Genomic DNA, 14,166 nt, shown 5'->3' on the forward strand with positions numbered 1-14,166 from the left:
ACTCGCCCCTTATTTCGCTTCTACTTGGTCTTTCTTATAGGTACGAAGTACCCAGATGAATAGACCGATGATGAAGAATGCACTTGGTGGAAGGATCAATAGACCCATAGGCTGGTACCAGCCACCGTTTTGCACCAGTGGAATGATTTCCACATCGAATAGTGAACCTTTACCGAATAGCTCACGAATGAAACCAACAGTCAGTAGCACTACCGAGTAGCCAAGACCGTTACCAATACCGTCTAGGAATGACATCAAAGGCGGCGACTTCATTGCGTATGCTTCGGCACGACCCATTACGATACAGTTGGTAATGATTAGACCAACGAATACCGATAGCTCTTTTGCAGTTGCATAAGAGAAGGCCTGTAGCACCTGGTCAACCACGATTACCAATGAAGCGATAATCGTCATCTGTACGATAATACGAACGCTTGATGGGATCTGGTTACGGATCATCGAGATAAACAAGCTTGAGAAGGCTGTTACCAAGGTCAATGCGATTGACATGATCAAGGCATTTTTCAAGCTTGAAGTAACCGCCAGCGCAGAACAAATACCTAGTACTTGCAGGGCGATTGGGTTATTGGCGAAGACAGGTCCAAATAGAACCGACTTCATTTCTTTAGTATCAGCCATTATTTCAACGCTCCTTCACGTACTTTCGCAAGGAAAGGACCAAAGCCATGATCGCCAGTCCAGTAGTCAACCGTGTTATCAACACCGTTAGACGTCAGTGTTGCACCAGATAGACCATCAACTTGGTGAGCATTCTTGGCGCCACTTTTCACTAGGTCAATAGGAAGCTCTTTTTCTTGCCACTGAGCCGTCCAAGTTGGGTTTTGGATTTCACCACCCAGGCCTGGAGTTTCGTTGTGCTTGTAGAAGATAAGGTTTTTAACAGTTTCACCGTCGTTTTCTAGCGCTAGGAAACCATACATTACACCCCAAAGACCGTAGCCCTGGATAGGTAGAATGATAGAGTTTACTGAGCCGTCGTCGGAGCGGCTAATGTATACCGGCGCTTCAGTAGTACGACGTTGAATACCCGCTTTATCTTGAGCTTTAGTTAGCTTGATGCTCATTGCCGCATCGAACTTACTTTTCTCAAAATCGTACGCTTTAATCCAAGCGCTACGAGCGTCTTCGTTGTCAAACTGCACTTGTTGGCCGCTTTCAACATTAACAACTAGGGTTTCGATGTTTGCATCAAACGTAGATTGAACGTTTGTAACGCCTTCAAAACCAGCTGCAGCCAGGATATTGCTTTGAATATCTTTAAGCTTGTTTTCTTGCTGTAGTGGACGTAATTGTACTGATGCAAACGATACGATAACCGCACACACCAAACATAGTGACACTACTACACCAAGCGTTTTACCGATTGATTCGTTTTTACTAGCCACGTGCCAATCTCCTCTTGATGTTTGACTGCGCTACGAAGTGGTCGAATAGCGGCGCGAATAAGTTAGCAAATAGGATTGCTAGCATCATGCCTTCTGGGTACGCAGGGTTCACTACGCGGATCATTACCACCATGAAACCAATTAACGCACCGTAAGCCCACTTACCTTTATCGGTGAATGACGCTGAAACCGGGTCGGTTGCCATAAAGAACATACCGAAGGCGAAGCCACCCAGCACTAGGTGCCAATGCCAAGGCATAGCAAATGCTGCGTTAGTTTCAGAACCGATGAAGTTAAGTAGCATTGATGTAACCACCATACCTAGGAAAGTACCTAGTACGATGCGCCACGAAGCAATACGCACATAAATAAGGAATAAACCACCGATAGCAAGCGCTAGCGTCGAGGTCTCACCTACAGAACCTTGAATGAAGCCGTAGAAAGCATTCCACCAAAGTTCCATGTTGGCGTAATCCAATGCACCTGTAGCCGCTTGGCCTAGGTAAGTTGCACCAGAGAAACCGTCAACCGCTGTCCATACCGTGTCACCTGAAATCTGCGCAGGGTATGCGAAGAATAGGAAAGCACGACCCGCTAATGCCGGGTTTAGGAAGTTACGGCCAGTACCACCGAATACCTCTTTGGCAATAACAACACCGAAGGTAATACCTAGGGCTACTTGCCAAAGTGGAATAGTCGCTGGCAGGATTAGCGCGAACAGCACTGAGGTTACGAAGAAACCTTCGTTTACTTCGTGCTTACGAACCGATGCAAATAGCACTTCCCAGAAACCACCCACAGCAAAAGTGACAGCGTAGATAGGTAGGAAGAAACAGGCACCGTAGAACATCTTCGCACCCCAACCCGAATCAGCGGTTAGTTCACCACCGAACAGTTGGAATAAAGCTACTTGCCATGAATCGCCAAGTGCAAAACCGTTCGCGATTGCGTCAGCCGCTTGGTGACCAATGTTGAACATGCCAAAGAACATGGCTGGGAACGTTGCCATCCACACTAAAATCATAATACGTTTTAGGTCAATGTTATCGCGAACGTGAGTACCGCCTTTGTTTACATAGCCTGGTGTGTAGAAAATAGTCGCAGCTGCTTCATACAGGGCATACCATTTTTCGTGTTTACCGCCAGGTTCAAAATGCGGTTCGATGTCTTCTAAAAATTTCTTCAAGCCCATCTTAACCTTCCTTCTCGATGGTTGTCAGGCAGTCACGAAGGATTGAACCGTACTCGTATTTACCAGGACAAACGAAGGTACACAATGCTAAATCTTCTTCGTCTAGCTCCAATGCGCCTAGGGTAATTGCGCTGTCTAAGTCACGTGCAATCAGGTCACGTAGCAGTAGCGTAGGCAAAATATCTAGCGGCATTACACGCTCATAGTTACCGATTGGTACCATGGCACGCTTAGAACCACCTGTAGAGGTAGTCATATTGAATAGACGACTTGGTGCAAGGTGACCAAGGAAGGTGCGTGTTACAGAGAACTTGTTGCTACCTGGTGCAATCCAACCAAATAGTTCCTTCTCACGACCTTCAAGCAGTACCGACACTTGCGTGTGGTAGCGACCTAGGAAGGCGTGTGGACCAGTGGCGTTAGTACCAGAAAGTACAGAACCAGAAATCACACGGTTGTCACCGTCTTCTAGTTCGCCCGCAACTAAATCGTCTAGTGCAGCACCCATGTGGGTCTTAACTAGGCGCGGGTTCTTAACGCGAGGACCGGCTAAAGAAATCACACGATCTGTGTAAATTTCGCCAGTTAGGAAAAGCTGACCGAAAGCAATCACGTCCTGGTAGCCTAGGTGCCAAACCTGCTTAGATGCAGATACTGGATCTAGGTGATGGATGTGAGTACCAACAAGACCGGCTGGGTGCTTGCCACCAAACTCATGTACTTCAACAGAAGCAACTGATGAGCTAGGTACTTGCGCGCCCGCTTTCTTACATACGTACACTTTACCTTCGGTAAGGCGTGAAACCACGGCCAGACCGGCTTCGAAAGCATCAGCATTTTCGGCAATCACAACCACTGGATCAGCGGCTAGCGGATTGGTGTCCATAGCAGTTACGAATACTGAGCTAGGCTTAGCATCTACCGCAGGAACTTTGCTGAAAGGACGAGTACGTAGTGCGGTCCATTGACCAGACTTAACAAGTTGATCGACAACTGTGTCGCGATCTAGGCTTGCTAGTTGGCTTTGGTCGAACTTGGCAAACGTTTCTTGCTCAGTGCCATTAACTTCAATAACAACTGATTGCAGTACACGTTTTGCACCACGGTTGATTTCTTTTACTACGCCGGCAGCCGGTGCAGTGTAGATTACGCCAGGATTCTTTTTATCTTCAAAAAGAACTTGGCCTTTTTTGACTTGGTCATCCACACGAACTCGCATGGTTGGACGCATGCCGATGTATTCTTCACCTAGCACAGCTACTCGTTTAACGGGTTGACCGTCATGAATAACTTGCTGAGGTGCGCCCTCTATCGGTAGATCCAGACCTTTTTTTATGTTGATCATACGCACTTGCATTACATTAAAGGAAAGAAACTTAAAATCTCACCAACCGCGCCGCTTAGCATCGACCGACTGGTACCAAACCGCGTTGTAAATGTAAGGCCAACTCCCCCTAACGACGTTTTAAAAACATCAAAATGAGTAATTATCAACCTACATCAGTAATACAAACGGTATAAAAGAGCACCTATGTCAGCCAGTGTTTCAAGCAACGCAGCGAACTTGTCACACATCTGCCGAATTTTAACATCATTCACGGCGACTATGCGAGTTAAAAAGTAAAAATTATCCAAGGATCAGCGGCGTTCTCGAATGAATAAACTTCAATATAGACCAAAGTCTTAATTCCGCGTGTTCAATTGTAACTAATTGCTAATTAATCACATAACACCGTTACCCAGATACAAAAAAGCCAGTCTTAAGACTGGCTTTTTTAGCAGATACAACCCAATTACAGCAGGTTGTTGATGGCCACATCCGGGTTCACATCCGCGTCATAGTCAACGCCGGCTAAATCAAAGCCGAATAGATGTAAGAACTCTTTGTGGTAACCCACGTAGTCGGTCAGCTCGTCTATGGTATCGGTATCAACCGTATCCCAAATCGTCTGAATGCGCTGCTGCACATCGTCTTCAAGCTCTTTGTAATTCTGGAACAGGTGACCGCCGTCATCAAAGCGTGGTGTTTCACCGTACAGGTTCTCTTTGAATAGCGCGGTAATTTGCTCTATGGTGCCTTCATAGGTACCGTCTGCTTTCATCACTTTGAATAGTGCTGAAATGTACAGAGGCATAATTGGAATAGCCGAGCTTGCCTGCGTCACTACTGCATTCAGTGAGCTTACATAGGCTTCGCCAGATAACGCAGCAGTCGATGCTTTGATCTCTCGTGCCGCACGGTCCAGGTCTTCTTTGGCTTTACCAATAGTCGCGTGACCATAGATAGGCCAGGTCAGCTCTTTACCAATATAGGTGTAAGCAGTAGTTTTGAAGTTGTCCGCCAATACACCTGCTTCATTAAGAGCATCGATCCACAGCTGCCAGTCTTCACCACCCATCACTTTAACTGTGTTGGCAATTTCTTCTTCGCTGGCCGCTTCAACGCTCACTTCGTCGATAACACGCTTGGAGGTGTTAAGGTTTTTAGTGGTTACGCTTTCACCGATAGGCTTAAGCGTTGACGAGTAAGTTTCACCTGTTTTCGGGTCGGTACGACGCGGTGACGCCAAAGAGTAAATAACCAGGTCTACTTTACCTAGTTCATTCTTAATGGTGTCGATGGCTTGCGCCTTGATTTCATCAGAAAACGCATCGCCATTGATGTTCTTAGCCCAGATGCCGGCTTCGTCGGCAGCCTGTTGAAAGGCCGCAGTGTTGTACCAACCTGCTGAGGCGGTTTTCTTCTCTGTGCCTTCTTTTTCAAAGAACACGCCCAACGTTTTAGCGCCATGGCCAAATGCCGATACGATACGAGATGCTAGGCCGTAACCTGTTGATGAACCAATGACCAAAACGTTTTTTGGACCCTGGCCCAAGTCACCTTGGCTTTTTACATATTCTATTTGTTGTTGTACATGTGCCGCACAGCCTGCTGGGTGTGCGTTAGTGCATATAAATCCACGGATTTTAGGCTTAATGACCATGATAAAATTCCATATCTTGCCGAAAAATTAGCGCTAGTGTAGCGACTATTCTTCACTACACAGGTCTGATGACTCGCGCCGGGTGTTTAGTTATCAAATTTAGAACCACCTAAACAGCTCGGCGACTCAGGGGCTTGCCCTTGCTTTTCGCTGAACTCTTCGGGGGTATAGGCATGGATAGCCAGCGCATGAATATGCTCACGCAGCTCCTGTGCCAAAATATCGTTTATAGCGCGATGACGTTGCAGCAGCCGCTGACCGGTAAATTGCTCACTGACCACCACCACCTTAAAATGGGACTCGCTGCCACGGGCATGCATATGGCTTTCATTTTCAACCCGCAGATGTTTGCAGGGAATGGCGGCGCTGAGTTTTTCCTCAATACGCGTTTGCATAGACATAAATAGAGTGCCTGCCAAATACTTAGGTGAGGCTACTATAGCAAAGACGAATCAATGTGGCGAAAGGTTAAATTGATACGCCCTTGCGTCACCTTGCGTTGTTTAGGCAGGCTATGAGCGTAGCAGTGCTGGCTTTGCCCCTTCATAATAAGCAGGCTGCCATTGGTCAAGGCCAAGTCAGTTACCTCACCACTGGCTTTATGGCGTAATTTAAACTTGCGCAGCGCTCCTAAAGATATTGAGGCGATTACAGGCTCTGGTCCTAATTCGGGTTCATCATCACTGTGCCAACCCATACAATCCAGGCCATGGCGATAGTAATTAATCAAGACCGCATTAAAGTGACAGCCCAAGGCACCGTTGAGACGCTGGCGCATGGCGTCGAGCTCAGGTACCCAAGGAGCGGGCTCAAAACGCTGCTGGGAATATTCATAGGCACTGTCGGCATCGCCCATATAAAGCTGCAAGCGCGGGATAGCGTGCCACTTGCCATAGACCAAAATACTGGGTTGCTGCCAGGGCAAGGTATCACGTAAATGGGCAAACAATCGCTGTGCCTTAACCTCATCAAGGGCATGAGGCTGATAGCTAAACATGCCTGCTGGCAAGCTCGCTGGTAAGCTCGCAGGCAATTGGTCGTTGTTTTGGGTGTGGGTGTTGGCACGCATCGTGATAAACTAGCGCCATTGTCAGTTAAACCTAAGTGCTCATGATAACATCAGCTCAACTAGGTGGTAATACCTACCACTTACATCGCTTGCCATTACAACAGAAAAACCGCAGCCTGCAGGCCTGGGATGCGGCGGATGAATACCTTGTCGACTATATTAACGAGCATCATGCTGATGCCAAGCGCTTGCTGATCCTCAATGATGACTTCGGCGCCCTGGCCTGCGCCTTTAACCAATTAACTTCAGATTCAGTTAGCGACTCGTACATTGCTATACAAGCATGGCAGCATAATCTCAAAGAAAATAACTTGAATACCGAGCAACTTACGCCGCTGACCAGCCTTGAACCGCTTGCCGACGATTATGACCTAGTGATCGGCAAAATACCGAAAAACAGCGGCTATATGCAGCATCAATTGGCGCAATTATCACAAAGTCTGAAGCCGGGTACCCCCGTGATTCTGGCAGGCAAAACCAAAGCCATTCATACCTCAACCATTAATCTGGTGGAGCGTTATATTGGTCCGGCCAATACCACGTTGGCGCAAAAGAAGGCACGCCTTATCACCGCCACCATGCACAATAAAGCGCAGCAAAGCCCCTTCCCAAAAAGTTGGCAACTAGAAGGCAGCGACTTCACCTTGGTCAATCATGCCAATGTCTTTTCCCGCGACTCTTTGGATATAGGCGCAGCTTTTTCAGTAATTATCTACCGCAGTCGAAAAAGCCCATTCGCATTATCGACCTCGGTTGTGGCAATGGTGTGATTGGTCTGCAAACCCTGATTAAATGCCCCGAGGCGCAAGTAACCTTTGTCGATGAGTCGGCCATGGCGGTAGCCTCGGCGCGCCAAACCATCCTAGAGAACCTGCCCGATGAACTGCACCGCTGTGAGTTTATCCATAACGATTGTCTAAGTGGTTTTAATGCCCAAGGTTATGACCTGGTGTTATGTAACCCACCGTTCCATCAGCAAAATGCAGTGACCGATCATATCGCTTGGCAGATGTTTAACGACGCCAAAAAAGTATTGCGTCCCGGCGGTGAGCTTCGTATCGTAGGCAACCGACACCTTGATTACCATGAAAAACTAAAGCGCTTATTCGGCGGCTCCAAACTCCTTGGCTCAAACAAGAAGTTTGTCGTGCTGAGCGCGAAAAAAGTAATAGGATAATTATGTTTAACCGTTTTTCACTGTTGGCTATTATCGCTTTGAGCACGGCACTTACAGGATGTAGCAACCGCTCGGCACAAGCCATCTTAGACCCTTTCTACCAAAGCGGTCAGTTTACTAGCTATAACCAAAGCTTGTCGTTACAGGTGATTGACCAAAGAGCTAAGGCCCCAACCATTTCCATTGCCCAGGGCGAAAATCGTTATTTAATGTCCACCCCGGATTTAAATAACAAGATGCAAAAGGTTTTTACCCAGGCCTTAGAAGCTAACGGCGCCCAAATCAGTGCCATGGCTGGCACCCGTATGCAGGTAGCCATTCACACCTTAAACGCCACCGTGATGCAAAATACCGTGGATCACTACAGCGAGGCGCAAATCGCTCTGCAGGTGTTTGTCGAGCGCAATGGTAGTCAGTTCAATAAAATGTATAATGGCCAAAGCCAGTTTCGCGGTCCCTTTGGCTATGATCAGGCCAAGGTTGAGGCGCAACTAAATAAACTTATCGAACAGCTTGTGGCACGCATTATGAGCGACCCTGAGCTTAACAATTACATGCAAAAGGGAGCGATATGAACACTCGCCTCATCAGTGCCTTTTTTACCTTCTGTTTGTTGCTAACGCCCTTGGCGCACGCGGCGGTACAGGGTGAATTTGTGCAAAAGAGCAATTTATTTCCCCGCGTTGAGTTCACAACCAGCCTAGGCAAAATCACCGTCGAACTGGATCGTTCACGCGCGCCACTGACGGTGAATAACTTTCTTACCTATGTGCAAGATGGCAGCTACAAGGGCTCGGTGTTTCACCGTGTTGAGCGCGATGAAGAAAACGAGCGCGACTTTGTGATCCAGGGCGGCGGCTACGACAAAGACTATGACGGCCTGCATGAAAATGACCCCATTTTCAACGAAAGCGGCAGCGGTCTGAAAAATGATATGTACACCATTGCCATGGCCTATCAGGACAGAAAGCCGCACTCGGCCACTCGTCAGTTTTTCTTCAACATGGATAACAATGACCACCTTAACCCAGGCAGTGACTGGGGCTTTTCGGTGTTTGGCTCCGTAGTGGAAGGCTTTGAAACCTTAGATAAAATCATGCGCGTTGAAACCGATTACCAAGAAAAGATCGGCTACTCCTATGTGCCCAAGCAAGCGGTGATTATTTATGATATCAAGGTGCTAGAGGCACAGCCGTACTAACTCTATCAGGGCGAGTCTAATCGCCCTTTTTCTTCTCGCTAATAATAAGAATAAACATGAGCCACACAGCCCTCTCTTTACGCGATTTCACCCAACATTTTCGCGACCGACGCCTGGTCACCGTGTTTATTTTTGGTATCAGCAGCGGCTTTCCCTGGGTGTTGATTGGCTCGGTCATGAGCGCCTGGCTTAAAGACGAAGGCCTCACTCGCTCGATGATCGGCCTGTTCGGCATGGTGTTTGGCGCCTACTCCATTAACTTTTTATGGTCGCCTCTGGTCGACCGGGTGCGCATTCCATTGCTCACCGATTGGCTGGGTCAACGCCGCAGTTGGATCTTATGCTGTCTCTGCATTGTGTTTGCTGCCACCCTGAGCATGGCGTTTGTCGATATCAGCGAGCAACTATTTGTTATAGCTCTGCTGGCACTGATTATTGCCATCGCCTCTGCCACCCAGGATATTGCCATTGATGCCTACCGTATTGATATACTGGCCGAAAATGAAAGTGAAAAAATGTCGGCGGCGGCGGCCATGGCAACCAGCGGATGGTGGACCGGTTATGCTCTGCTCGGCGCCATGCCCTTTTATGCCGCGGATATTCCCGGGGTGGATTGGCCGGATGTGTATTTGGCTTTGGCGGTTATTGTGGCGCTCTTGATCGTCTATGTATTCTTTGCCCAAGAGCCCGAGTCGAATCGCGAACATGTGCATGCTCAATTAGAGCAACAGTATCAGCAACAACTCGGTAAACACGCCACCGTTTTACCACATTGGGTGAATATCGTAATAGCCTGGCTTGGGGTGACCATTATCGAGCCGCTGCGCAGCTTCTTTACCCGTAACGGGGTTAAAACCGCCCTAGCCCTGCTGGCCTTTATCTTCCTCTTTAAGATTGGCGAAGCCTTTTTGGCGCGTATGTCCATCGTCTTTTATAAAGAAGTGGGGTTTAGCAACTCGGATATCGCCACCTTTTCCAAGCTCGGCACCGCGGTGCTGACCATTATTTTTGCCTTTTTAGGCAGCCTCTTTAACAGTCGCTTCGGCATCGTAAAGGGCTTGTTTATCAGTGGCGTCGCCATGGCGGCATCGAACCTTATGTTCTCCTGGATTGCCGTCGCGGGCCCTAAACTCTCGCTCTATGCGCTGGCCATATTACTTGATGGTTTTACCCAGGCCTGGTCCTTGGTGGCCATGGTGGCCTTTATTTCCATGCTCTGCGATCGCGCCTTCAGTGCCACCCACTATGCCTTGCTTGCCTCTTTGGGCAATCTCGGGCGCACCCTGCTGTCCGGTTACAGTGGTGTCATAGTCGACGATTGGTTGCACGGCGATTGGTCGATGTTTTTTATTCTTACGGCGCTGATGGTAATACCGTCTTTGGTGTTTTTGTTCTTGATACGTAAACGCTTGTATCAGTTAGAGCGGCAGTTTCATGAAAATGGAAGGAATGCCAAGGGGCAGGAATAATACCAATTCTGTTAAGTATGTGCTCAGAGATAGCGCTGGATAAATGATGTGCCAACAAGGTGGGATTTTTTATATGTAGTTATTCTACATCAAAGAATTTCAACCTAGTGAGCATGATATTTAGCCCGCTAGAATGATTAGCTATTTAAGTGAATTGGGATAAAACTATAGAGCCCTTCCTGGGCTCCAGAAAATAGGCTTTCAATGCTTATTTGAGTAGCGCTAACCCTTCATAAGGATCCACATCCAGTGCTTCGCAATAACGCATAAATTCAATCACGTCCAAGCGACGTTCCTGATTTTCAATTTTACCTATGAATGAATGCGGCGTACCCAGAACTTGTGCCAAGCTGCGCATGGTATGGCCTTTCTCGTGGCGTTTATCTTTCAGCCACTTGGTTAGTCTTCCATTTTCCTCGGAAGAAACGGTTTTACCCATCATAATTACATCTCCTACTAGATGAATTAAAGTTTCTATAATTATTAGCGAATGAAATTTGCCCGTCTCATTCAGCCAGTATTAAAGCACATGTCCCATTTTAGGTATAGCGTATGTACAAAAGTTTACCTAATTTCGGCGCGAAATAGTTTGCATACCTTATTCAATAAAATACTACTGATAAATTAGATAGATAGCTCTAATTTATCAGGCCTGCGCTAAGTCTTTAATTTTTCTTTAGAGGGTAGGAATTTTGCGCTAAAATTGAGTTAAATCGTCATTTTTGGGGAAAAGATGTTTCGTTTGCTGTTTTTGTTGCCCGTGATTCTCTGCGCCGCTTGGTGGCTGTTTCTCAATGCCAACAATATTCCCCTAAAACAGGGCCGTAAGGGGTTCTTTTATATAATTATATTCTCATTGTTCGTCTTGGGCTTTTTCACCTTGATGGTGTACATAACGAACAGCGATTTATAGACATCAAAAATAAAAAAGCCGCATAAGCGGCTTTTTTCAAATTTATCTTAATTGCGTGGTTAAACGCTAAAGCTGGCACCACAGCCACAGGTGGTCGTGGCGTTCGGGTTGCTAACGAAAAAGCGCGAGCCTTCCAAACCTTCGGTATAATCCACTTCACCATCAACCAGGTATTGCAAGCTCATAGGATCAACAACTAGGGTCACACCATTTTTCACAATTTGCATATCGCCCGGGTTGGCTTCCTCGGCAAAAGTAAAACCATATTGGAAACCAGAACATCCGCCGCCGGTGACATAAACACGCAGCATTAGCGAAGGGTTTTCTTCCTCTTCGATCAACTGCTTAACGCGCGCTGCTGCGGCATCACTGAATTTAATTGGAACTTGCTCGGACATACCGTCTCTCTCACTACCTATTTGTGCAAATTATCTAATACCCGACTAAGTTAATCAAGTATTGGCTGCACCGCCTTGGTTTTTAGCCCCTAAGGCTAAAATACAAAGTCGCAAACCCTGATACTAAACAAGGATTTATTAGATAAGCTTTGATAAACTACTGTTAATAACCCTAGCCCTATCAAAGCCCAGAGGAATTGGTATGCATCTAGAGGCGCTGAGACGTCGCCTTGCCCGGCCAAAAACATCGGCACAACTGTGCTTATTAGGTATTGCCGCCGGCCTTATCGCTGCGGGCCTGATCATCATGTTTCGCCTGACGATTATCATAGCGCAGAACCTGTTCCTCGATGATTTCGACGACTTTACCACCCTCAGTGAACTGCAACGCTTTTTACTCCCGGTAGGCGCCGCCTGCGTTATTGCTTTCTTTGCCTATCTGACCGGCTTTAAGCATTATCGCCTGGGGATCCCTTTCGTTATTCACCGCATGAAGATGCACTATGGGCAAATGCCGTTTTACAACACGGTGAACCAATTTTTTGGTGGCGCCCTGGCGCTGATCAGCGGCTTTTCCGTGGGCCGCGAGGGCCCCTCGGTGCATATGGGCGCTACAGGTGCCAGTATTCTCGCCAATCAATTACACCTGCCTTATAACGCCATGCGTACCTTGAGCGGTTGCGGCGTGGCCGCCGGTATTGCCGCCTCCTTCAATACGCCGCTGGCGGCGGTGATCTTCGTAATGGAGGTGGTCATTCGTGAATACAAGGTGCATATCTTCGTGCCCATTATGCTAGCTGCTGTGACCGGTGCCCTGGCCACTCAGTTTGTTTTTGGTGCCGACTCAGAACTGGCATTGATTAGCGTAACCCCCTTGAGTTTTTGGCATTACCCTTACCTGGTGATCTGCGGCATGACCTTGGGTGCCGTGGCCTATGCCTTTAATAAGAATCTGATGCTGATTATCCGTACCTTTAAACCTCTCTCCATGTTGCCACGGTTGTTAATCGCCGGGGTTATCGCCGGTGGCATAGGCTATTTGGTGCCCCAGGCTATGGGCTCGGGCATGAGTGCCATTACCATCGCCATGACCTCCCCGGATAATGTGCAGCTGCTGCTAACCATATTAATCGCCAAACTGCTGGCCACCCTATTCGCTATCGGTTTGGGGATCCCTGGCGGTATTATCGGCCCGGTTATCGGCTTGGGCGTGGTGATGGGCACACTCATGTCCTTCTTTGCCCACCTTGTGGCGCCGGGCACAGATGTGGCCGGTACCTATGGCGTATTGGGCATGGCCGGCTTACTGGCCGCCACCTTACACGCTCCTTTGGCGGCGTTAACGGCTGTGATGGAGCTGACCTCCAGCCCGCAAATTATCGTGCCCGCCATGCTGGTGATAGTGACCGCCTATGTCACCGCCTTGCAGGTCTTTGGCAATCGCTCCATTTTCTTGCAACAGCTGGATTTCCAAGAGCTCACCTATCAGGTTTCTCCCGCCAAAGAAGCACTGCAAAAGGTCGGCATCATGGCGGAAATGAATGAAAACTTTAAGCTGCTGTACTCCGCCGACAAGGAGCAGATCAAGGAATCCCTCGCTCACCTTGATGGGCAAACGCCACTTATCGTCTACGACGAAGATAACGGCTACCGCCTTGCGGAATACGATTTAAACCTGATGTCTGAAGAAAACATCAATATTCTCTATGTTGAACTCGATGGTGTAAGCTCACAGGCCACCTTGGCCGATGCCTTTGATATTCTTAAAGATAAACGCAGTGGTGCTGTGTATGTGTATGATATGCACGATGAAAAAGAAATCGTCGGTATTTTACGCTGGGATCAAATTCGCCACATCCTCACCATTCGTAACGCACTATTATAAAAAGGAAACCCCATGACCTTAGTGTTAGTTTACAAAGCCCTGCACCTGTTTTTTATGGTTGCCTGGTTTGCCGGTATTTTCTATCTGCCTCGGCTGTTTGTGTACCATGCTCTGAACGAAGAAAAATCATGCAGCGCCATGTTAAAAGTCATGGAACGCCGTCTGCTGTTTTTCGTCACTCCTTTTGCTATTTTGACAGCTGTGTTCGGGGTGCTGGCCATAGTGGAATATGGTCGCGAATGGTTCCGCGCCAGCATGTGGCTGCACTATAAACTGGCGCTGGTCTTGGTGCTCTATGCCTACCACGGCTACTGCTTTAAATTACTGGCCGATTTCAAACATGATCGCAACACCCGCAGCGATCGTTTTTACCGCATTTTTAATGAATTCCCGGTACTTATCCTCGCGGCTATTATCTTTTTAGCGGTATTGAAACCAGTACTCTAAAAATACCGAAAAATTTGCTATAGTG

Annotated in this window: 15 protein-coding genes and 1 pseudogene; 7 read left to right on the forward strand and 9 right to left on the reverse strand. The window is 47.7% G+C overall.

Features of this window, described 5'->3' with window-relative positions:
- Positions 1 to 9 precede the first annotated feature (9 nt).
- The 7 genes from C2M34_RS00230 to C2M34_RS00260 form a co-directional block, all read right to left on the reverse strand.
- The gene (locus C2M34_RS00230; protein ID WP_105199699.1) at positions 10 to 639 is read right to left on the reverse strand and encodes an NADH:ubiquinone reductase (Na(+)-transporting) subunit D; all 630 of its coding nucleotides are present in this window, start codon (positions 637 to 639) and stop codon (positions 10 to 12) included.
- Entirely contained in the window at positions 639 to 1,406 is a 768-nt protein-coding gene (locus tag C2M34_RS00235; RefSeq protein WP_105257760.1) for a Na(+)-translocating NADH-quinone reductase subunit C, read from the reverse strand. Before C2M34_RS00235 ends, C2M34_RS00230 begins: the two co-directional genes overlap by 1 nt.
- A complete protein-coding gene (locus C2M34_RS00240) occupies positions 1,399 to 2,598 on the reverse strand; it encodes an NADH:ubiquinone reductase (Na(+)-transporting) subunit B (protein WP_105213209.1) in 1,200 nt (399 codons plus the stop codon). The genes C2M34_RS00235 and C2M34_RS00240 overlap by 8 nt, the downstream gene beginning before the upstream one ends.
- A gap of 1 nt (position 2,599) precedes the next feature.
- The gene (locus C2M34_RS00245) at positions 2,600 to 3,943 is read right to left on the reverse strand and encodes a Na(+)-translocating NADH-quinone reductase subunit A (RefSeq protein ID WP_105257761.1); all 1,344 of its coding nucleotides are present in this window, start codon (positions 3,941 to 3,943) and stop codon (positions 2,600 to 2,602) included.
- A 448-nt stretch (positions 3,944 to 4,391) separates the two neighbouring features.
- Positions 4,392 to 5,582 (reverse strand): enoyl-ACP reductase FabV, encoded by a 1,191-nt coding sequence (gene fabV, locus C2M34_RS00250; RefSeq protein WP_105257762.1) that lies wholly within the window; start codon positions 5,580 to 5,582, stop codon positions 4,392 to 4,394.
- A gap of 86 nt (positions 5,583 to 5,668) precedes the next feature.
- The gene (locus C2M34_RS00255; protein ID WP_105199694.1) at positions 5,669 to 5,983 is read right to left on the reverse strand and encodes a BolA family protein; all 315 of its coding nucleotides are present in this window, start codon (positions 5,981 to 5,983) and stop codon (positions 5,669 to 5,671) included.
- Positions 5,984 to 6,018: 35 nt separating this feature from the next.
- The gene (locus tag C2M34_RS00260) at positions 6,019 to 6,651 is read right to left on the reverse strand and encodes an alpha-ketoglutarate-dependent dioxygenase AlkB family protein (protein ID WP_105257763.1); all 633 of its coding nucleotides are present in this window, start codon (positions 6,649 to 6,651) and stop codon (positions 6,019 to 6,021) included.
- Between the two features lie 41 nt (positions 6,652 to 6,692).
- Between C2M34_RS00260 and C2M34_RS00265 the strand changes: the two are divergent.
- From C2M34_RS00265 to C2M34_RS00280, 4 genes and pseudogenes are all read left to right on the forward strand, one after another.
- A pseudogene (locus tag C2M34_RS00265) lies at positions 6,693 to 7,828 on the forward strand (methyltransferase).
- Between the two features lie 2 nt (positions 7,829 to 7,830).
- Complete coding sequence (locus tag C2M34_RS00270; RefSeq protein WP_105199691.1) at positions 7,831 to 8,403, forward strand: YajG family lipoprotein; 573 nt, start codon at positions 7,831 to 7,833, stop codon at positions 8,401 to 8,403.
- Positions 8,400 to 9,029: a peptidylprolyl isomerase gene (locus C2M34_RS00275; RefSeq protein ID WP_105199690.1), complete on the forward strand. Its 630-nt coding sequence runs from the start codon at positions 8,400 to 8,402 to the stop codon at positions 9,027 to 9,029. The genes C2M34_RS00270 and C2M34_RS00275 overlap by 4 nt, the downstream gene beginning before the upstream one ends.
- Before the next feature lie 56 nt (positions 9,030 to 9,085).
- The gene (locus C2M34_RS00280; protein ID WP_105257764.1) at positions 9,086 to 10,498 is read left to right on the forward strand and encodes an AmpG family muropeptide MFS transporter; all 1,413 of its coding nucleotides are present in this window, start codon (positions 9,086 to 9,088) and stop codon (positions 10,496 to 10,498) included.
- Between the two features lie 208 nt (positions 10,499 to 10,706).
- Here the strand turns inward: C2M34_RS00280 and C2M34_RS00285 are convergent, their stop codons facing one another.
- Entirely contained in the window at positions 10,707 to 10,940 is a 234-nt protein-coding gene (locus tag C2M34_RS00285) for a helix-turn-helix domain-containing protein (RefSeq protein ID WP_105199688.1), read from the reverse strand.
- Between the two features lie 291 nt (positions 10,941 to 11,231).
- On the opposite strand from C2M34_RS00285, the gene C2M34_RS15810 reads away from it, so the two are divergent.
- Positions 11,232 to 11,411 (forward strand): hypothetical protein, encoded by a 180-nt coding sequence (locus C2M34_RS15810; protein ID WP_105199687.1) that lies wholly within the window; start codon positions 11,232 to 11,234, stop codon positions 11,409 to 11,411.
- Between the two features lie 59 nt (positions 11,412 to 11,470).
- On the opposite strand, the gene erpA is transcribed toward C2M34_RS15810, so the two are convergent.
- On the reverse strand, positions 11,471 to 11,809 hold the full coding sequence (gene erpA / locus C2M34_RS00295) for an iron-sulfur cluster insertion protein ErpA (protein ID WP_105199686.1): 339 nt from the start codon (positions 11,807 to 11,809) through the stop codon (positions 11,471 to 11,473).
- 202 nt (positions 11,810 to 12,011) lie between these two features.
- Between erpA and C2M34_RS00300 the strand changes: the two genes are divergently transcribed.
- Positions 12,012 to 13,694 carry a chloride channel protein gene (locus C2M34_RS00300; protein WP_105199685.1) on the forward strand — a complete coding sequence of 561 codons (1,683 nt, stop codon included), beginning with the start codon at positions 12,012 to 12,014 and terminating at the stop codon, positions 13,692 to 13,694.
- Between the two features lie 12 nt (positions 13,695 to 13,706).
- A complete protein-coding gene (locus tag C2M34_RS00305; protein ID WP_105199684.1) occupies positions 13,707 to 14,141 on the forward strand; it encodes a CopD family protein in 435 nt (144 codons plus the stop codon).
- Positions 14,142 to 14,166: the final 25 nt, after the last annotated feature.

The organism is Pseudoalteromonas sp. T1lg88 (assembly GCF_002964765.1).
Classification (GTDB): domain Bacteria; phylum Pseudomonadota; class Gammaproteobacteria; order Enterobacterales; family Alteromonadaceae; genus Pseudoalteromonas.